Raw genomic sequence first — 18,616 nt, 5'->3', positions numbered from 1 at the left:
CCCGATTCTTCACTTTGCAAGACCGGTCTCTATGCCAACCCTGCGTACTTTTCTCGCCACTGCCCTGCTGGGCCTGACCCTTTGTGTTGGCAGCGTATATGCCGCCGACCCGCCCAGCGCCGAAGCCGTCCAGCAAAGCCTGGATAAACTGCCCGACCGCAAGCTGCCTGACGCCGACATGAAGGCGCTGCAGGCGACCCTGCAACAGACCCTGACCTACTTGGGCAATCAGCAGGACTACGAGCAGCGCCTGGCCGACCTCAAGCGCCAGCTGGAAGAGGCCCCGCGCCAGACCAATGAGAACCAGCGTGAGCTGGCGCGCCTCAAGGCCACCAAAATCATTCCGGTGGCCCAACGCTACGCCAGCCTGCCGGTGCCGCAGCTTGAGCAGTTATTGGTGCAACGCAGCACCCAGCAAGGCGACCTGCAAAAAGAACTGGCCGACGCCAACAGCCTGACCATCGCCGCCCAGACCCGCCCCGAGCGCGCTCAGACCGAAATCAGCAGCAGCCAGACGCGCATCCAGCAAATCAACGCGACGCTCAAGCTTGGCAAAGACAACGGCAAGCCCCTCAGCAGCGACCAGCGCAACCAGCTCAACGCCGAACTGGCGGCCCTGAATGCCTTGATTCCCCTGCGCCGCCAGGAATTGGCCGGCAACAGCCAGCTGCAAGATTTGGGCAACAGCCAGCATGACCTGATCCAGGAAAAAACCGCACGCCTGGAGCAGGAAATCCAGGACCTGCAAACCCTGATCAACCAGAAACGCCTGGCCCAGTCCCAGCAGACGGTGACCCAACAGTCCATCGAAGCGCAGAAAGCCGGGGGCAGCAGCATCCTGGCCAAGGAAAGCGCAGACAACCTGAAGCTGTCCGACTACCTGCTCAAAAGCACCGACCGCCTCAACGACCTGACCCAGAAAAACCTGCAGACCAAGCAGCAACTGGACACCGTGACCCAAAGCGATTCGGCCCTGGACGAGCAGATCAACGTGCTCAAGGGCAGCCTGCTGCTGTCCAAGATTCTCTATAAACAAAAGCAGGCCCTGCCGCGTCTGACCGTGGACAAAGACCTGGCCGACGACATCGCCAACATTCGCCTGTACCAGTTCGAGGTCAACCAACAGCGAGAGCTGATCACCTCCCCCAGCGCCTATGTGGACAACCTGCTGGCCAACCAGCCGCCAGATGAAGTCACCCCGCAACTGCGCCGCACCCTGCTGGAAGTGGCGATCACCCGCAGCGACCTGCTGGAACGCCTGAGCCGCGAACTGAGCGCACTGCTCAACGAATCCATCACCCTGCAACTGAACCAGAAACAACTGCTCAGCACCGCCAGCACCCTGCGCGCCACGCTCGATGAGCAAATGTTCTGGATCCCCAGCAACAAGCCGCTGGACACTGAATGGCTGGAAACCGTACCGGCGCATCTGAGCAAACAGGTCACCACCCTGCCCTGGGCGTCCAGCGTCAGTGAGCTGTATGACGGCCTGACCCAACGCCCGCTGCTGTTCCTGCCGTTGCTGTTGCTGATCGGCGCGCTGCTGTGGCGGCGCAATGCGCTGTATGTGCGCCTGAAAAAGGTTCACCAAGACATCGGCCACTTCAAGCGCGACAGCCAGTGGCATACGCCGCAGGCCATCCTGATCAACATCCTGCTGGCGATGCCCGTGGCCCTGGGCCTGGCGCTGTGCGGCTACGCGTTGCAGATCGACGCCCGCGGGCAAAACGCCAACCTGGGCGCGGCCTTGCTGCAGATCGCCCAAGCCTGGCTGGTGTTCTACACCGCCTACCGCATCCTCGCGCCGGGCGGCGTGGCGGAGCTGCACTTTCGCTGGGAGAGGCCGCAGGTCGAATTCCTGCAAGGCTGGATACGCAAGCTCGGGCTGGTGGTACTGGCGTTGGTGGCCGTGGTCGCAATTGCCGAACATCAACCGGCCGCGCTGGCTGACGACGTGTTGGGTATCGCCGTGGTGCTGACCTGCTACGGGCTGATGGCCTGGCTGCTGGGCCGCCTGCTGCTGAACAGCCCAACCCATGAAAAGGCCTCGTTGTTTCGCAAAGCAATCGGCGTGGTGTTCACCGCCCTGCCCATCGCGCTGTTTATTGCCGTGTGCTTTGGCTATTACTACACCGCGCTGAAACTCAGTGACCGGCTGATCAACACCCTGTACCTGCTGATGTTCTGGCTGGTGATCGAAGCCACCTTCGTGCGCGGCCTGGGTGTTGCCGCACGGCGCCTGGCCTACGCCCGCGCCCTGGCCAAACGCCAGGCAGCCAAGGAGGCCGGTGACGGCGAAGCGGTGATCGAAGAGCCGACCCTGGACATCGAGCAGGTCAACGAACAGTCCATGCGCCTGATCCGCCTGGCCCTGCTCGGCGGCTTTATCGCGGCGTTGTATTGGGTGTGGTCGGACCTGATCTCGGTATTTTCCTACCTGGACAACGTCACGCTGTACGAATACACCAGCGGTACCGGTGCGAATATCAGCATGGTGCCCATCAGCATCGGCGACCTGCTGGGGGCGTCGATTATCATCGGTATCACCTTCGCCCTGGCGCGCAACCTGCCCGGCCTGCTGGAAGTGCTGGTGCTGTCCAAGCTCGACCTGGCCCAAGGCAGTGCCTACGCCACCACCACCTTACTGTCCTACATCATTGCCGGCGTGGGTTTTGTCACCACCCTTTCCACCCTCGGTGTGAGTTGGGACAAGCTGCAATGGCTGGTGGCCGCGCTGTCGGTGGGCCTGGGTTTCGGCATGCAGGAGATCTTCGCCAACTTCATCTCCGGCATCATGATTTTGTTCGAACGCCCGGTGCGCATCGGCGACACCATTACCATCGGCAACCTGTCGGGTACGGTGAGCAAGATCCGTATTCGTGCCACCACCATTACCGACTTCGACAATAAAGACATCATTGTCCCCAACAAGACCTTCATTACCGGGCAGTTGATCAACTGGTCGCTGACCGACACCATCACTCGGGTGACCCTCAAACTCGGCGTGGACTACGGCTCCGACCTCGACCTGGTGAAGGAACTGTTACTGAAAGCCGCTCGGGAAAACCCTCGGGTCCTGAAAGAACCGGAACCCCATGTGTACTTCCTCAACTTCGGCGAAAGCACACTGGACCACGAGCTGCGCATGCACGTGCGCGACCTGGGCGACCGCAACCCGGTGCTCGACGAGGTCAACCGCTTTATCAACCGTGAGTTCAAGAAACAGCACATCAACATCTCGTTCCGGCAGATGGAGATCTACCTGAAAAACCTCCACGGCCAGGAATACAAACTGGTGCCGGCCGAGGATGAGCGCAAGACCATCGTGCAGCCCGTCGACCAGCCCGACGCCCCAGAGCCACCTGCGGGCAAAGTGGTGGATGCGCCGGAGCCGCCACCCAGCAAACTCGACTAAATGCCCTATCCCCAGCAGAATGCTCGGACATTCTGCTGGAGATGGCCGGTGAAAGCCCTCGACGAACTGACCTTCGACAATCGCTTCGCACGCCTGGGCGATGCGTTCTCAACCCACGTTCTGCCCGAACCCCTGGACGAACCGCGCCTGGTGGTAGCGAGCAAGGCCGCCATGGCGCTGCTCGACCTCGACCCGGCCGTGGCCGAAACCTCCGTGTTTGCCGAACTGTTTGGCGGCCACAAACTGTGGGCCGAAGCCGAGCCACGGGCGATGGTGTATTCCGGGCATCAATTCGGCGGCTACACCCCGCAGTTGGGCGATGGCCGCGGGTTATTGCTGGGCGAGGTCTATAACGAGGCCGGCGAGCATTGGGATTTACACCTCAAGGGCGCCGGGATGACGCCTTACTCGCGCATGGGCGACGGGCGGGCGGTGTTGCGCTCTTCGATTCGTGAATTCCTCGCCTCCGAGGCCCTGCATGCGCTAGGCATCCCCACCAGCCGCGCCCTGTGCGTGATCGGTTCCAGCACGCCGGTATGGCGGGAGAAACAGGAACGCGGGGCGATGGTTTTACGCCTGGCCCACAGCCATATTCGCTTCGGGCACTTCGAATATTTCTATTACACCAAGAAGCCTGAGCAACAGGCCGAACTGGCCGAGCACGTGCTGAACCTGCACTACCCCGAATGCCGCGAGCAACCCGAGCCTTACCTGGCGATGTTCCGCGAGATCGTCGAGCGCAACGCCGAAATGATCGCCAAGTGGCAGGCTTATGGTTTTTGCCACGGCGTGATGAACACCGACAACATGTCGATCCTGGGCATTACCTTCGACTTCGGGCCCTTCGCGTTTCTCGATGATTTTGACGCGCACTTCATCTGCAACCATTCCGATCATGAAGGCCGCTACTCCTTCAGCAACCAGGTGCCGATCGGGCAGTGGAACCTCAGCGCCTTGGCCCAGGCGCTCACGCCGTTTATCAGCGTTGACGCACTCAAAGAAGCCCTCGGCCTGTACCTGCCGCTGTACCAAGCGCACTACCTGGACTTGATGCGCCGCCGCCTGGGCCTGACCACCGCCGAAGACGCCGACCAGCAGTTGGTGGAGCGCTTGCTCAAGCTGATGCAGAACAGCGGCGTGGACTACACGCTGTTCTTGCGCCATCTGGGCGATGAACCCGCTGCTCTGGCCGTGGCGCGGCTACGTGATGACTTTGTCGACCTGGCCGGGTTCGACGCCTGGGCCGAGCAGTACAAGCCCCGCGTGGCGCGGGACGGGGATTACACCCAGGAACAGCGCCGTGAGCGCATGCACGCGGTCAACCCGCTATATATCCTGCGCAACTACCTGGCCCAAAACGCCATCGCCGCCGCCGAATCAGGCGACTACAGCGAAGTGCGGCGGCTGCATGACGTGCTGACCAGACCGTTTGAGGAACAAGCGGGGATGGAGCAGTACGCGCAACGACCGCCGGATTGGGGCAAGCATTTGGAGATTAGTTGTTCGTCGTAAGTCCTAAAGACGGTCGGATTATTCTGCGGTGAGTAGGCTCATCAGATCTGAGGCATACGCTGATGCTCCAGATCATAGGCCTCCACCCAGTCAGAAATGATGTCAAGTAGCCCACTCATTGGATGGTCTTCATCTTCTCCTGTGATATCGAGCAGCTCATCAATCGCCTCGACCAGGACGCCATAATCATCCTCGGTTTGGGGTTTGCGCAGCAGCGTTGCAACGTAAGGCCAATGTTCAATGGCCAGTTTTAGAGCGTGGTTCATGCTTTGTCCTTTTTTCGCGTGTTGATAAACCGCGTCGCCGACACCAGATTGAAGCCAATAGCCGCCCCCAAGGAGCCCCCGATGTCCGAATCTCTTGTAATCCCCTGCCCTCATTGCAACGGCCTCAACCGCATCCCCGGCGAACGCCTGGGTGATGCGCCCAAGTGCGGGCGCTGCAAGCAGTCGGTGTTGCTGAACAAACCCTTTGATTTGAAACAGGGTGACTATGCCAACCAGATCAAGGGCGACCTGCCGCTGCTGGTCGATGTGTGGGCCGACTGGTGCGGGCCGTGCAAGTCGTTTGCTCCGATATTCGAACAGGCCGCCGGGCAGTTGGAAGGCAAGTGCCGGCTGGCGAAGCTGGACAGTGAGGCTAACCAGCAGCTGTCGGCTCAGCTGGGGATTCGCTCGATTCCCAGCTTGATCCTGTTCAAGAACGGCCGCGAAGTGGCGCGCCAGAGTGGGGCGTTTCCGTTGCCGCAGTTGATGAGTTGGTTGCGTAGCCAGGGGGTGTAAACATCCCCCTCCATCAACTCGGTCAATGTGGGAGCTGGCTTGCCTGCGATGCAGGCGACTCGGTCTGCCTGGTACACCGAGGTGATGCCATCGCAGGCAAGCCAGCTCCCACATTAGATGCATTTCATGCGTTAGGTCAGCGGGGCTTCGTGGTCCATCATCTGGCTGACCAGCATGACGCCCAGTTCGCTTAACTGGTGGATGGCCAGCGCTACGTCGCGGTGTTCGCCGGTGAGGTCGTTGGACAGGTTGAGCAGCAAGGTGCGCACTGAGGAGAAGGTTTCGTAGCTGTTGAGTACGAGGGTTCGGTGGGGAGGTTGGGTGAAACATTGAAAAGACGGATAGACATGCATTTGTTCCCTGATAGGGCCACTACCGTTTCGCTACTAAACGAAGGGTGGCAGCTGTACGCAGGTTAGTAGACCGGGGAACAAAGCAAAGACCGGCGCACCCGAAGGTGCCCTGCGCACAGCCACCATCAGATAGGCGATAAACGCCATGCTTTTGGAGCAGGTGCACATGCTTTGGTCGGTCGGGCTACTAAACCCGATCACTGAACATTCAGCGACCGGCAAACCTTAGAGACGCCCATCCAGACGCACAAGCCGGCGGATTCTGGCGTAGCTGTAGGCAAGGTTACAAGGCACAAGCCCAATTGCCAGCCCCTTCCTACATACCTTGTGGGACAAATCCAACTCACCTGCCGACATGCAATCCAAACTGTGGGAGCTGGCTTGCCTGCGATAACGGTGTTCCAGGCGACACATTGACTCAATGTGCCGCCCTCATCTCGGGCAAGCCCGGCTCCCACAGTGTTCGGTGTTGCCTGTGGGGTCAGGCGTTCTCAAGTAAGTTATGCAACTCCACAAACTGCTGCGTCAGCTTATGCCGTGGGTCCAGATGAATCAGCGGCTTGCTCTCCTGGTGCGACTCGCGCATACGCACGGAGCTGGCCAGGTACACCGGCAGTACCGGCAGCCCTTCGGCAATCAACTCATCGAGAATCTGTTGCGGCAGGCTCGCCCGTGCCTGGAATTGGTTGACCACGATGCCTTCCACTTCCAGGCCTTCGTTATGGTCGTCCTTCAATTCTTCGATCTCTGCTAGCAGGCCATACAAAGCCTGGCGCGAGAAGCTGTCGCAGTCGAAGGGGATCAGCACCCGATCAGCGGCAATCAGCGCCGAAACCGCATAGAAGTTCAAGGCCGGAGGCGTATCCAGGTAAATGCGGTCGTAATCCTCGCTCAGCTCATCCAGCAGCTTTCGCAGCTTGTTGATTTTGTGCTTGGCTTCGAGCTTGGGCTGCAGGTCTGCCAGCTCGGCGGTGGCGGTGATCACGTGCAGGTTGTCGAACGGCGTTTCGTAGATGTCTACCTTGTTCTTCTTCGAAAACGGCCCGGAAGACAGCGTCTGCTTGAAAAAATCCGCGATCCCCATGGGGATGTCGTCACCCGTCAGCCCGGTGAGGTACTGGGTTGAGTTGGCCTGTGCATCGAGGTCCACCAACAGGGTTCGATAACCTTCACTGGCGCTGACCGCCGCCAGGTTGCAGGCGATGCTGGACTTGCCCACACCGCCTTTTTGATTGAACACCACGCGCCGCATGGAAAAACCTCCGTGTATCAATGAATCCCCCGAGTGTAGAGCGCAAAAGCGCCGGTTAGCTACCTCGTTCATCCTTGCGCGCTGTCTGGCTCACAAATGAATGGAAACCGCGTAACGATCGAGTCCGGCCTTTGATCGCCGATAATCTGCAAATTCTTCCAACTTATTTGTGATCAATAGTGAACAAACTTTCACCACTATTTGCTAGAACTCCACGGCACCGGGATAATGCGCGCCATACGGCCATTGCTCCCTGTCCCGGAATCCGGGGCCATTGGCCGCACATGGAAGCCCGCAGGGGCGGGATAACTTCTCAGTGATCAACTTCAACATCGCCCAATGGCGCGCCTGGGCTCCTGGCCTTGCGAGTGCGGACGACTGGTACGCCTGGTGCCGGGACCCGGTGTTGCCGCCTGTCAGCGAAGCGTCCCCCGATGTGTCATTTTTGCCAGCCATGCAGCGCCGCCGTCTGAGCCGGCTGGCGCGCATGGCGTTCAGCGTCGGCTGGCCGCTGGCCGAGGGCCTTGAAGACCTGCCGCTGGTGTTTATTTCCCGCCACGGCGAAACCCCGCGCACCCTGGACATCCTCAGTGACCTGGCCAACGAGCAGCCGCTGTCGCCTACTCAGTTCAGCCTGTCGGTGCATAACGCGGTGATTGGCCTGTGGTCGATCCTGCGCAATGAAACCAGCGAGATGACCGCCCTCGCCGCCGCCGGCGATGGCCTCGAACACGGCCTGCTCGAAGCCGCCGCGTTGCTCAACGAAGGCGCCGCCGCCGTATTGCTGGTGATCACCGAAGAACAACCGCCCCACGCCTACGCCAGCTGGATTAGGGATGTGCCCTTCCCCTACGCCCTCGGCCTGTTGCTCACGCCGGGCGACGAGTGGCAACTGGAACTCACCACCGGCACTGTCCAACTCACTCAAACCCAGTGGCCCCACGCCCTGAACCTGCTGCGCACCCTGCTGACCGAACAGGGCGCCTGCCAACATGCCTGGAAGAACCGAGTATGGAACTGGCAACGCAAGCCCTGACCCACAAGCCACGGCAGGCCTATTATTGGCGCCTGTTCGCCACGGCCCTCAGCTTTTGCCTGTTTGGCATCGGCGGGCTGTGCCTGCGTTTGCTGGTATTTCCGTTGCTCAGTTGCCTGCCGGGCGACGCCAGCCAGCACCAACGGCGCGCACGCCACACCATCAGTTGCCTGTTCTGGTTTTTCATTCGCCTGATGAAGGGCCTGGGCATTCTCACGTACAGCGTCGAGGGTGCCGAAAAGCTTGGCCGCCCTGGCCAGATGATCGTCGCCAACCACCCGTCGCTGATCGACGTGGTGTTCCTGATCGGCCTGATGCGCCAGACCAACTGCGTGGTCAAGCAGAGCCTGTTCCAGAACCCGTTCACCCGCAGCCCGGTGCGCGATGCCGGCTATATCAGCAATGACGGCAGTGCCGACATGCTCGATGCCGCAGCCGACGCCCTGCGCGCCGGCCAGACGCTGATCATCTTTCCCGAAGGCACCCGCACCACGCCGGGCGCGGCGCCGGCCTTTCATCGCGGCGGCGCGGCCATTGCGCTGCGTGGTGCGACAATCATCACGCCAGTGGTGATCAAGGTCAGCCCCACCACGCTGACCAAGGCCGAACCCTGGTATCGCATTCCCCACCGTCGATTTCACTTCAGTTTGCGCGTGGGGGCCGATATAGAACCACAAGCGTTCGCCGCGCTCGGCGCCGCGCCCCAGGCTTCACGCAAGCTCAACGATCACCTGCATCACTATTTCATTAAGGAGCTCGCCGAAGATGAGCGACCAACACCGCCTTGAGCACGACATAAAGACGCTGATCATCGAGGCCCTGGGCCTGGAAGACATCAGCGTCGACGACATTGGCAGCGACCAGACCCTGTTTGGCGAAGGCCTGGGCCTGGATTCGGTCGATGCGCTGGAATTGGGCCTGGCGATTCAGAAAAAATACGGCATCAAAATCGATGCCGACGCCAAGGACACCCGCAATCACTTCACCAACGTGGCCAGCCTTGCGGCATTCGTCACGGCCCGACAGGCAGCTTGAGACCGTACCATGCAAACTCGTGACGATATCTTCAACACCCTGCGCGACGCCTTGGTGGAACTGTTTGAACTGCCCCCGGAACGCGTCACCCTCGACGCCAACCTGTACCAGGACCTGGAAATCGACAGCATCGACGCCGTGGACCTGATCGACCACATCAAGCGCCAGACCGGCAAGAAAATCGCCGCCGAAGAGTTCAAGGCGGTACGCACGGTGAACGACGTGGTAGAGGCGGTGTACCGTCTGGTCCAGCCCGCCGCATGAGCCGGCTGATCGGCCTTGGCCTGTTATTGGCGGGGCTGCTGTACCCCTTCGCCGTGTATTACGGCACCGAGCATTTTGCACCCTGGCAGTTCGGCTTGCTGCTGGGCAGCCTGTGGCTGTTGCGCGCGCTCACCGCTGCGCGGCGCCCGGGCAGCCGTTGGATGGCGGTGGTGGTGATCGTGTTTTGCCTGGCACTGGCATGGTTCGATAACCCGCAGTGGCTGCGCTGGTACCCGAGCCTGGTCAGCGGATTCATGCTGGCGCTGTTCGGCCTGAGCCTGAAATACGGCCCGCCGATGGTCGAGCGCCTGGCACGCATGACCGACCCGCACCTGCCGCCCCACGCGGTGGTGTATACCCGCCGGGTCACCCTGGTGTGGAGTGTGTTTTTTCTCTGTAATGGCCTGCTCGCCGCCGCGCTCACCCTGTGGGCGCCGCTGAGCTGGTGGACGTTGTACAACGGCCTGATCGCCTACGGGCTGATGGGGCTGTTGTTTGCCGTGGAATGGCTGGTACGACAAAGGGTTCGAGGCCGCGTATGAAAGGGTTGAAACTTGAGCATTTGCTGCTTGAGCCACTGCAAGATCGCGGGGTGACCACCGAGCCCCTCATGAACCACGCGCAACTGTGGGAGCAGTCGCTGAGCCTGGCGGCGGGCCTGCAAGCCCGGGGTATCCGGCGCCTGGCCGTGCACCTGGAAGACGCCGGGCTGCTGGCGATTGCGCTGCTGGGCGCCTGGCGCGCAGGCGCGAGCGTGCTGCTGCCCGCCGACCTGCAACCCCAGACGCGCCAACGCTGGACCGACGCCGTGGATGCCTGGCTGGTCGAAGCCAGCGACCTGGACGCGCTGTATCAAGTGCCCTTGAGCGCCGCCGCCCTCGACCTGGACACTTGCCAACTGAGCCTGTGCACCTCCGGCTCCAGCGGCGAGCCCAAGCGCATCGACAAGTCCCTGCGCCAGTTGGCCAATGAAGTAGAGGCGCTGGAGGCCCTGTGGGGCAAAGACCTCAAGGACGCCTGCATCATCGGCAGTGTCGCCACCCAGCATATCTACGGCTTGCTGTTTCGCGTGCTGTGGCCGCTGTGTGCTGGCCGCACCTTTGTGCGCAAGCAACTGGCGTTCCCCGAAGACATGCAGCGCGCCAGCCGTGAGCACCGGCAATTTGCCTGGGTGGCCAGCCCGGCGTTGCTCAAGCGCATGGGCGACAACCTCGACTGGCCGGCACTGAGCCAGGTTGCGCGAGTGTTTTCCTCCGGCGGTGCATTGCCGATTGAAGCTGCCGGCAGCCTCTACGACCGTTTACAGCAATGGCCGACGGAAATCCTCGGCAGCTCGGAAACCGGCGGCATCGCCTGGCGCCAGGGTGCGCAACCCTGGCAGCCGTTTGCCGATGTACAACTGAGCCAGGATGCCGACGGCGCTCTGCGTATCGCATCAAAATACCTGCCCGAAGGGCACATCGAACAGACTGCCGACGCTGCACGCATCCATGCCGATGGCCGTTTTGAGTTGCTGGGCCGCCTGGACCGTATCGTCAAGCTGGAAGAGAAACGCATCTCCCTGCCGATGCTCGAACAGGCGTTGATGACCCACCCGTGGGTCGCCGAAACCCGCTTGGGCGTGGTGCAGGAAAACCGCGCCTCCCTCGGCGCGCTGGTGGTGCTCAGCAGCGATGGCTTGCATGCCCTGCGCAACCAGGGCCGCCGCACGCTCACCCAAACCTTGCGCCAGCACTTGAGCCAACATTGCGAGGCCCTGGCCTTGCCGCGCCGCTGGCGCTTGCTGCGCCAACTGCCGCTGAACAGCCAGGGCAAGCTACCTCAGGCCGATGTCGAAGCCTTGTTGCTGGCGCCTCGCCCCAAGGGCCCAGAGGTGTTGGCGCAAGTCGAAACCGAAGGTGAATGGACCTTGCAACTGAGCATCCCACCGGACCTGGCCTATTTCAGCGGGCACTTCCCGGTCACGCCGGTATTGCCGGGGGTGGTGCAGGTGGAATGGGCGTTCAACCTGGGCCAGCAATTGCTCGACCTGCCAACCCGGTTCGCCGGCATGGAAGTGCTCAAGTTCCAGCAACTGGTGCGCCCGGGCGATCACATCGAACTGCACCTGCGCTTTGATCGGGAGCGTAGCAAACTGTACTTCGCCTATCGCAATGGGGTTGCGGCGTGCTCAAGCGGGCGGATCGTGCTGGAGGCCGCGCATGCATAAGCCGGGTGAGCACTTCGTGCTCAATCGCGGGCAAACCCGCTCCCACACTGGATCAGTGTCGGCCAACAATCTTGTGTGCACAGCAAATCCAATGTGGGAGCTGGCTTGCCTGCGATGCAGGCGGCGCGGTGTATCGGTTGCCCCCCATCATGCATAACCCCTGCGCTTTAATCCCGGTGTACAACCACGAAGCCGCCGTGCCGGCCGTGGTCCACAGTGTGCTGAAGAGCGGCCTGCCCTGCCTCTTGGTGGACGATGGCAGCAGCGCCGCCTGCGCAGCAGTGCTGGCGCACCTGGCGACGCTGGACAACGTCACCCTGCTGACCCTGCCCAGCAACCAGGGCAAGGGCGCCGCCGTGATGGCCGGCTTTCGCGAGGCAGCGCGCCTGGGCTACACCCACGCCCTGCAAGTGGACGCCGATGGTCAGCACGACCTGCGCGAAGTCGAGACCTTTATCCACACCTCACGCCAGCATCCCGACGCCGTTATCTGCGGCTACCCCGAATACGACGACAGCGTGCCCAAGGGTCGCCTGTACGCACGTTACCTGACCCACGTGTGGGTGTGGATCAATACCCTGTCGCTTGAGATTCGCGACTCGATGTGCGGCTTTCGCGTGTACCCGCTGGCGCCGACCCTGGCGCTGATGGACTCGGCCTACATCGGCACGCACATGGATTTCGACTCGGACATCCTGGTACGCCTGGCCTGGCGCAACCAGCCTATGCGTTGGCTGCCCACCCAGGTGCACTACCCCGCCGACGGCCTGTCGCACTTTCGCTTGTTGCGTGACAACCTGCGCATCAGCGCCATGCACACGCGGTTGTTCTTCGGCATGCTCGTGCGCGCGCCGATGATCCTGTGGCGACGGTGGCAAGCATGAACGACAGCACCAAACATTGGGCCGACCGCGAGGAACGCGGCAGCTTCTGGCTGATGAAATTCACCGCGGTCGCGGTCAAAGTCCTCGGCCGTCGCCTATTGAGCCCGTTGCTCTACAGCATCGTCTTTTACTTCTTCCTGTTCGGCCGCACCGCACGCCACAGCGCGTGGCAATACCAGCAGCGGCTGGCGCAATGGAGCGGGCGCGATGACTTGCTGCCGAGCCACCGCACCGTCTTTGCCCAGTTCATGGCCTTCGCCGATTCGCTGCTGGACAAGCTGGACGTGTGGAACGGCAAGCTGCGCCTGGAGCAAATCGAGATCAACGATCCGGCGCAGTTGCGCAGCCAACTGCGTGGCGAGCGCGGGCAGATGCTGGTGGGTGCGCACCTGGGTAACCTGGAAGTGTGCCGCGCCCTCGCGGAGATTGGTGAGCAGGTCACCATGAACGTGCTGGTGCACACCAAGCACGCCGAGCGTTTCAACCGCCTGCTGGGCGAGGCCGGCGCGACCCATTTGCGCCTGATTCAGGTGAGCGAACTGGACCCGGCCACCATGCTGCTGCTCAGCCAGCGCCTGGACGATGGCGAGTGGCTGGCGATTGCCGGCGACCGCATCCCGCTGCACGGCGGGCGTACGGTGCGCGTGGACTTCCTCGGCCATACGGCGGCATTTCCCCAAGGCCCATGGCTGCTGGCGGGCTTGCTCAAGTGCCCGGTCAATCTGCTGATGTGTCTTAAGCACCAGGGCCGCTATCGCCTGACTATCGAGCCCTTTGCCGATTTGATCGAGTGGAAGCGCAGTACCCGCGAGCAGGTCATCGCCCTGTGGACCGCCCGCTACGCCGCACGCTTGGGCCAGTTCTGCCTGCAAGCGCCCCAACAATGGTTCAACTTTTACCCTTTCTGGAAGACCGATGACGACGCCTCTTGAGCCCATCACCTTTGGTGAACGTCCCCTGCGCATCGAAGACGTGCTGGCCCTGGCCAACCGCCAGGTACCCACTCGCCTGCAGGACGATGCCGCGTACCGCCAACGCATCGCCAAGGGCGCGCAGTTCCTCGACTCGCTGCTGGACAAGGAAGGCGTGATCTACGGCGTGACCACCGGCTACGGCGACTCCTGCGTAGTGGCGGTGCCGCTGGAGCACGTCGAAGCCTTGCCGCGTCATCTGTACACCTTTCACGGTTGCGGCCTGGGCACGTTGCTCGACGCCCAAGCCACCCGTGCCGTGCTGGCGGCGCGTTTGCAGTCGCTGTGCCATGGCGTATCGGGCGTACGCGTGGAGCTGCTGGAGCGCTTGCACGCCTTCCTCGAACACGATGTGCTGCCACTGATCCCGGAAGAAGGCTCGGTGGGTGCCAGTGGTGATCTGACGCCGCTGTCCTACGTGGCCGCGACCTTGTCCGGCGAGCGCGAGGTGCTATTCCGTGGTGAACGCCGTCCGGCGGCCGACGTGCACCGCGAGCTGGGCTGGGAGCCGTTGGTCCTGCGCCCCAAGGAAGCCCTGGCACTGATGAACGGCACCGCGGTGATGACCGGCCTGGCCTGCCTGGCCTTCGCCCGCGCCGACTACCTGCTGCACCTGGCGACGCGCATCACCGCGCTCAATGTGGTGGCGCTGCAAGGCAACCCGGAACACTTCGACGAGCGCCTCTTCGCCGCCAAGCCGCACCCAGGGCAGATGCAAGTGGCTGCGTGGCTGCGCCACGACCTGGCGATCGATGCACCGACCGCACCGCTGCATCGCTTGCAGGATCGCTATTCGCTGCGCTGCGCACCCCACGTACTCGGCGTGCTGGCCGATAGCTTGAGCTGGCTGCGCTCGTTCATCGAAATCGAGCTCAACAGCGCCAACGACAACCCGATCATCGACGCTGAAGAAGAACGCGTACTGCATGGCGGGCACTTCTACGGCGGGCATATCGCCTTCGCCATGGACAGCCTCAAGACCCTGGTCGCCAACGTTGCCGACCTGCTCGACCGCCAGCTCGCACTGTTGGTGGACGTGCGCTACAACCATGGCCTGCCGAGCAACCTGTCGGGCGCCCCGGCTGATCGCGCGATGATCAACCATGGCTTCAAGGCCGTGCAGATCGGCACCAGCGCCTGGACCGCCGAAGCGCTGAAAAACACCATGCCGGCCAGCGTGTTCTCACGCTCTACCGAGTGCCACAACCAGGACAAGGTGAGCATGGGCACCATCGCTGCCCGCGATGCGATCCGCGTGCTGGAGTTGACCGAACAGGTGGCCGCCGCGACCCTGCTCGCCGCCAACCAGGGCGTGTGGCTGCGCGCCCAGGCCGAGGATGCCCGCCCACTGCCACCGGCACTGGCCGCGATGCACGCGGAACTGGCCCAGGACTTTGCGCCGGTCATCGAAGACCGCGCCTTGGAAGGCGAACTGCGCCTGTGCCTGCAACGCATCGCCGCGCAACACTGGAGGCTGCATGCGTAGCCCCGGCGTGTTGCACAGCGACACTGAAATCCTCGTGCCGTTTTTCGACATCGACACCATGAACGTGGTGTGGCACGGGCACTACGTGAAGTACCTGGAAGTGGCGCGCTGTGCGTTGCTGGACAAGATCGGCCATAACTACACGGCGATGCTCGAAGCCGGCTACGCCTGGCCAGTGATCGACATGCAGCTACGCTATGTACGCGGCGCGACCTTCGGCCAGACCATCAATGTGCGCGCCAGCCTGGTGGAATGGGAGAACCGTTTGAAGGTGAACTACCTGATTACCGACCTGGCCAGCGGCGAACGCTTGACCCGCGCCAGCACCGTGCAAGTAGCGGTGGAAATCGCCAGCCGCGAGATGCAACTGGCCTCGCCCAAAGTCTTCACCGATGCCGTAGAGAGAGCCTTGAAATGAGATCCCCTGTGGGAGCGGGCTTGCCCGCGATGGACGTTAACGATAACGCAGGTCGCCTGACGCTGCGCAGCGCCCTCAGGTTCTTCGCCGGCAAGCCCGCGCCCACATTGATCGCGTTGTTGCTGAGCTTCAGCGCCCACGCCTTCGACCTCCAGCAGTTGAGCGATCAGCTTGCCAAACCCTCCGTGATCCACGGCAACTTCATCCAGGAAAAACACCTGCGTGCCCTGCCCCAGCCACTGGTGAGCAAAGGCACCTTCGTGCTCGCCAAGGATCAAGGCCTGCTGTGGCTGTTGAAAAGCCCGCTGCAACAGGACTACCGCATTACAGCCCAGGGCATTGCCCGCCGCGATGCCAATGGCTGGCAACTACTGCCAAACAAGAGTGCCGGCGCCGAACAGAATCGTTTGTTCCTGGCAGTACTGCAGGGCGACAGCAGTGGCCTGCAGCGCGACTTCGACCTGCAACTGCAAGGCGAGGCCCAACAATGGAAGCTCACGCTGACCCCACGCTCACTGCTGCTCAAGCAAGTCTTCACCCAGATCAATATCGACGGCGGCGCACTGGTGCGCACCATTGAACTGCTGGAAACCCAAGGCGACAGCACGCTGTTGCGCATGCAGGACAATACCGCCGACCAGCCGTTGAGCAATGCGGAGCAACACGACTTTGCCCAGTGAGCGCCTGCTGCCGCGCCTGTTCCTGACCTTGCTGGTGGCCGTGCTGGCCCTGGCAGGCTGGCAGTGGCGTGATGGCGCGCCGTTGTCGGCCAACCTGATGGAACTGGTGCCCGGCAGCACGCCGGACGCCTTGGAACTGCAAGCCGAACAGCGCATGCAAGAGCCGCTCAACCGCGAAATGCTGGTACTGGTGGGGCATGCCGACCGCCAGCAAGCGGTGGCCGTGGCGCAGCAACTGGGTGAGCGTTGGCAGGCCAGCGGCCTGTTTGAAAAGGTGCAGTGGAACCTGCAAGCCGACTTGCCAGCGTTGCGCGAACAACTGCTGCGTGGGCGTTTGTCGATGCTCTCGTCCAAGGACCGCGAACAACTGATCCAGCAGCCTGAGGCGTTCATCCAGCAACGCGTGCAATCGCTGTTCGACCCCTTCACCGGTTTCAGCCTGGTACCAAGCCAGGACGATTGGCTCGGCCTGACCGGGCGCATCCAGAACAGCCAGCCGCAACACGGTGCGGTGCAAATGGACATCGGCAGCGGCGCCTTGATCGCCGATGCCGACGGCAAGAGTTGGGTGCTACTGCGAGCGCGCACTACCGGCAACGCCTTCGATATGAAGCTGCCGCTGCAAGTGGCGGACTTGCTGAAGGCCAGCCGCGAGCAAGCCGGCGCACACGGCGCGCAACTGCTCGCCGCCAGCGGTTTACTCTATGCGGCCAACGGGCAGCAGCAGGCCACGCGGGAAATGACCTGGGTCGGCGGCGGCGCCACCCTGGGCATCCTGTTATTGCTGCTGCTGGCGTTCCGACGCTGGCGGGTGCTGCTGGCGTTCGTGCCGGTACTGGTGGGCATGCTGTTTGGCGCGGTGGCATGTGTGGCGCTGTTTGGGCATATGCATGTGATGACCCTGGTGCTGGGTTCCAGCCTGATCGGCGTGGCGGTGGATTACCCACTGCACTACCTGTCCAAAAGCTGGAGCCTGCAGCCGTGGCGCAGTTGGCCGGCGTTGCGCCTGACCCTGCCAGGGCTGAGCCTGAGCCTGGCCACCAGCGCTATCGGCTACCTGGCGCTGGCCTGGACGCCGTTCCCGGCGCTGACCCAGATTGCGGTGTTTTCGGCTGCCGGTTTGGTCGGTGCCTATTTGTGTGCCGTGTGCCTGTTGCCCGCGCTGCTCAAGGGCGTGGAACTGCGCCCGGCGCAATGGCCGCTGCGTGTCGCCCAAAGCCTATGGCAGCTGCGCACGGCCTTGCTCAAACGCGTGCCCAGTTCGGTACTGCTGGTGGGGGTGCTGCTGTTCTGCGCGGCGGGCCTCTGGCAACTGAACACTAAAAACGATATCCGCCAATGGATCGGTGCGCCGCCGCAGTTGCTGCAGGAAGCCCAGGCCGTGGCGCGCATCACCGGGTTCCAGCCCACCAGCCAGTTTTTCCTGGTGCGGGCGGACAATCAGCAGCAGTTGCTGGAACGCCAGGCCGCCCTGGGCAAACGTTTGGACCAGTTGGTGCAGATGGACAAGCTTCAGGGCTACCTGGCGCTCAATCAACTGGTCAACCTCCCCGCAGAACAACAACAGTTGCGCGAGGCGCTGAACAACCTGGCGCTACACTGGCAACCGCTACTGGACCTCGGCCTGCCCCTCAGTGCCCTGCAAGCCGAAGTGGCGCAATTGCAGGCGCTGCCTACCGCAGACATCGACGCCGCACTGCAAGGCCCGCTGGCCGAGCCGTGGCGCACGCTGTGGCTGGGCCCGGTGGACGGTGGCGTGGCGGCCATGGTCAGCCTGCAAGGCTTGAACAACCCGGCGCTGCTGCGGGTGCAGGCGCTGGACTTGCCCGGTGTGCAACTGGTCGACCGCCTGGGCGACTTGAACCGCGTATTTGCCGACACGCAGATCAGCGCTGCCGAATTGAAGTTGCTGTCTTGCGTGCTGATCGTGCTATTGCTGATTGCGCCCTTCGGCGTTGGCGGCGCCTTGCGTATCGTCGCCCTGCCGCTGCTGGCCGCGTTGTGCAGCCTGGCCAGCCTCGGTTGGCTGGGCCAGCCGCTGACTTTGTTCAGCCTGTTTGGCCTGCTGCTGGTCACGGCCATCAGCGTCGACTATGCGATTTTGATGCGCGAGCAGATCGGCGGCCCTGCCGTCAGCCTGTTGGGAACACTGCTGGCAGCGCTGACGACTTGGTTGTCGTTCGGCCTGCTGGCGGTCTCCAGTACACCGGCCGTGAGTAATTTCGGCTTGTCGGTCAGCCTGGGCCTGGCGTTCAGCTTTATGCTGGCGCCCTGGGCCGGCCGGCAGAAACACGCCTTATGAATGTGATTAGCGCCTAT

At 62.4% G+C, this 18,616-nt stretch carries 17 protein-coding genes and 1 pseudogene; 15 read left to right on the top strand and 3 right to left on the bottom strand.

Annotation, left to right across the window (positions count from 1 at the left end; translation table 11 throughout):
- Positions 1-31: 31 nt before the first annotated feature.
- On the top strand, positions 32-3,415 hold the full coding sequence (gene mscK / locus AB9N64_RS19890; RefSeq protein WP_014716611.1) for a mechanosensitive channel MscK: 3,384 nt from the start codon (positions 32-34) through the stop codon (positions 3,413-3,415).
- A 48-nt stretch (positions 3,416-3,463) separates the two neighbouring features.
- Positions 3,464-4,927, top strand: a complete 1,464-nt coding sequence (gene selO, locus AB9N64_RS19885; protein ID WP_371359630.1) for a protein adenylyltransferase SelO — start codon at positions 3,464-3,466, stop codon at positions 4,925-4,927.
- 41 nt (positions 4,928-4,968) lie between these two features.
- On the opposite strand, the gene AB9N64_RS19880 is transcribed toward selO, so the two are convergent.
- Positions 4,969-5,193: a hypothetical protein gene (locus AB9N64_RS19880; RefSeq protein WP_032904074.1), complete on the bottom strand. Its 225-nt coding sequence runs from the start codon at positions 5,191-5,193 to the stop codon at positions 4,969-4,971.
- 81 nt (positions 5,194-5,274) lie between these two features.
- On the opposite strand from AB9N64_RS19880, the gene trxC reads away from it, so the two are divergent.
- Positions 5,275-5,709, top strand: coding sequence for a thioredoxin TrxC (gene trxC / locus AB9N64_RS19875; RefSeq protein WP_201913802.1), 435 nt, complete (start codon positions 5,275-5,277; stop codon positions 5,707-5,709).
- Between the two features lie 131 nt (positions 5,710-5,840).
- Here the strand turns inward: trxC and AB9N64_RS19870 are convergent.
- Together AB9N64_RS19870 and AB9N64_RS19865 are read right to left on the bottom strand one after the other, a co-directional pair.
- Positions 5,841-6,058, bottom strand: a pseudogene (locus tag AB9N64_RS19870) (DUF6124 family protein).
- A gap of 485 nt (positions 6,059-6,543) precedes the next feature.
- Positions 6,544-7,314 (bottom strand): ParA family protein, encoded by a 771-nt coding sequence (locus AB9N64_RS19865; protein WP_020301660.1) that lies wholly within the window; start codon positions 7,312-7,314, stop codon positions 6,544-6,546.
- A 316-nt stretch (positions 7,315-7,630) separates the two neighbouring features.
- Between AB9N64_RS19865 and AB9N64_RS19860 the strand changes: the two genes are divergently transcribed.
- The 12 genes from AB9N64_RS19860 to AB9N64_RS19805 all read left to right on the top strand — a co-directional run bounded on the left by AB9N64_RS19860 (position 7,631) and on the right by AB9N64_RS19805 (position 18,599).
- Entirely contained in the window at positions 7,631-8,350 is a 720-nt protein-coding gene (locus AB9N64_RS19860; RefSeq protein ID WP_014716605.1) for a beta-ketoacyl synthase chain length factor, read from the top strand.
- Positions 8,326-9,138, top strand: coding sequence for a 1-acyl-sn-glycerol-3-phosphate acyltransferase (locus tag AB9N64_RS19855; protein ID WP_032904076.1), 813 nt, complete (start codon positions 8,326-8,328; stop codon positions 9,136-9,138). The genes AB9N64_RS19860 and AB9N64_RS19855 overlap by 25 nt, the downstream gene beginning before the upstream one ends.
- Positions 9,116-9,385 (top strand): phosphopantetheine-binding protein, encoded by a 270-nt coding sequence (locus AB9N64_RS19850; protein WP_032904077.1) that lies wholly within the window; start codon positions 9,116-9,118, stop codon positions 9,383-9,385. Before AB9N64_RS19855 ends, AB9N64_RS19850 begins: the two co-directional genes overlap by 23 nt.
- 9 nt (positions 9,386-9,394) lie before the next feature.
- On the top strand, positions 9,395-9,649 hold the full coding sequence (locus AB9N64_RS19845) for an acyl carrier protein (RefSeq protein WP_003187949.1): 255 nt from the start codon (positions 9,395-9,397) through the stop codon (positions 9,647-9,649).
- A complete protein-coding gene (locus AB9N64_RS19840; protein ID WP_014716602.1) occupies positions 9,646-10,191 on the top strand; it encodes a membrane protein in 546 nt (181 codons plus the stop codon). The genes AB9N64_RS19845 and AB9N64_RS19840 overlap by 4 nt, the downstream gene beginning before the upstream one ends.
- Complete coding sequence (locus tag AB9N64_RS19835; RefSeq protein WP_014716601.1) at positions 10,188-11,858, top strand: acyl-CoA synthetase family protein; 1,671 nt, start codon at positions 10,188-10,190, stop codon at positions 11,856-11,858. Before AB9N64_RS19840 ends, AB9N64_RS19835 begins: the two co-directional genes overlap by 4 nt.
- Before the next feature lie 149 nt (positions 11,859-12,007).
- Positions 12,008-12,742 carry a glycosyltransferase family 2 protein gene (locus AB9N64_RS19830; protein WP_014716600.1) on the top strand — a complete coding sequence of 245 codons (735 nt, stop codon included), beginning with the start codon at positions 12,008-12,010 and terminating at the stop codon, positions 12,740-12,742.
- Entirely contained in the window at positions 12,739-13,674 is a 936-nt protein-coding gene (locus AB9N64_RS19825) for a glycosyl transferase (RefSeq protein WP_014716599.1), read from the top strand. Before AB9N64_RS19830 ends, AB9N64_RS19825 begins: the two co-directional genes overlap by 4 nt.
- Positions 13,658-15,199 carry a histidine ammonia-lyase gene (gene hutH, locus AB9N64_RS19820; RefSeq protein ID WP_020301664.1) on the top strand — a complete coding sequence of 514 codons (1,542 nt, stop codon included), beginning with the start codon at positions 13,658-13,660 and terminating at the stop codon, positions 15,197-15,199. The genes AB9N64_RS19825 and hutH overlap by 17 nt, the downstream gene beginning before the upstream one ends.
- The gene (locus AB9N64_RS19815; RefSeq protein ID WP_003187940.1) at positions 15,192-15,617 is read left to right on the top strand and encodes a thioesterase family protein; all 426 of its coding nucleotides are present in this window, start codon (positions 15,192-15,194) and stop codon (positions 15,615-15,617) included. Before hutH ends, AB9N64_RS19815 begins: the two co-directional genes overlap by 8 nt.
- Positions 15,614-16,297 carry an outer membrane lipoprotein carrier protein LolA gene (locus AB9N64_RS19810; protein ID WP_371359629.1) on the top strand — a complete coding sequence of 228 codons (684 nt, stop codon included), beginning with the start codon at positions 15,614-15,616 and terminating at the stop codon, positions 16,295-16,297. Before AB9N64_RS19815 ends, AB9N64_RS19810 begins: the two co-directional genes overlap by 4 nt.
- Complete coding sequence (locus tag AB9N64_RS19805; RefSeq protein ID WP_236466308.1) at positions 16,269-18,599, top strand: MMPL family transporter; 2,331 nt, start codon at positions 16,269-16,271, stop codon at positions 18,597-18,599. The genes AB9N64_RS19810 and AB9N64_RS19805 overlap by 29 nt, the downstream gene beginning before the upstream one ends.
- The last annotated feature ends 17 nt before the right edge of the window (positions 18,600-18,616 follow it).

Source organism: Pseudomonas sp. KT_2_4, from assembly GCF_041410225.1.
Lineage (GTDB): Bacteria > Pseudomonadota > Gammaproteobacteria > Pseudomonadales > Pseudomonadaceae > Aquipseudomonas > Aquipseudomonas paracarnis.
This window is presented reverse-complemented; position numbering and strand designations above follow the sequence as displayed.

What these genes read in the sequence shown, in the direction of transcription:
- mscK (WP_014716611.1), top strand. Translation starts at nt 32, where the DNA reads ATGCCAACCCTGCGTACTTTTCTCGCCACTGCCCTGCTGGGCCTGACC.
- AB9N64_RS19880 (WP_032904074.1), bottom strand. Translation starts at nt 5,193, where the DNA reads ATGAACCACGCTCTAAAACTGGCCATTGAACATTGGCCTTACGTTGCA.
- trxC (WP_201913802.1), top strand. Translation starts at nt 5,275, where the DNA reads ATGTCCGAATCTCTTGTAATCCCCTGCCCTCATTGCAACGGCCTCAAC.
- AB9N64_RS19865 (WP_020301660.1), bottom strand. Translation starts at nt 7,314, where the DNA reads ATGCGGCGCGTGGTGTTCAATCAAAAAGGCGGTGTGGGCAAGTCCAGC.
- AB9N64_RS19855 (WP_032904076.1), top strand. Translation starts at nt 8,326, where the DNA reads ATGGAACTGGCAACGCAAGCCCTGACCCACAAGCCACGGCAGGCCTAT.
- AB9N64_RS19850 (WP_032904077.1), top strand. Translation starts at nt 9,116, where the DNA reads ATGAGCGACCAACACCGCCTTGAGCACGACATAAAGACGCTGATCATC.
- AB9N64_RS19845 (WP_003187949.1), top strand. Translation starts at nt 9,395, where the DNA reads ATGCAAACTCGTGACGATATCTTCAACACCCTGCGCGACGCCTTGGTG.
- AB9N64_RS19840 (WP_014716602.1), top strand. Translation starts at nt 9,646, where the DNA reads ATGAGCCGGCTGATCGGCCTTGGCCTGTTATTGGCGGGGCTGCTGTAC.
- AB9N64_RS19835 (WP_014716601.1), top strand. Translation starts at nt 10,188, where the DNA reads ATGAAAGGGTTGAAACTTGAGCATTTGCTGCTTGAGCCACTGCAAGAT.
- AB9N64_RS19830 (WP_014716600.1), top strand. Translation starts at nt 12,008, where the DNA reads ATGCATAACCCCTGCGCTTTAATCCCGGTGTACAACCACGAAGCCGCC.
- AB9N64_RS19825 (WP_014716599.1), top strand. Translation starts at nt 12,739, where the DNA reads ATGAACGACAGCACCAAACATTGGGCCGACCGCGAGGAACGCGGCAGC.
- hutH (WP_020301664.1), top strand. Translation starts at nt 13,658, where the DNA reads ATGACGACGCCTCTTGAGCCCATCACCTTTGGTGAACGTCCCCTGCGC.
- AB9N64_RS19815 (WP_003187940.1), top strand. Translation starts at nt 15,192, where the DNA reads ATGCGTAGCCCCGGCGTGTTGCACAGCGACACTGAAATCCTCGTGCCG.
- AB9N64_RS19810 (WP_371359629.1), top strand. Translation starts at nt 15,614, where the DNA reads ATGAGATCCCCTGTGGGAGCGGGCTTGCCCGCGATGGACGTTAACGAT.
- AB9N64_RS19805 (WP_236466308.1), top strand. Translation starts at nt 16,269, where the DNA reads ATGCGGAGCAACACGACTTTGCCCAGTGAGCGCCTGCTGCCGCGCCTG.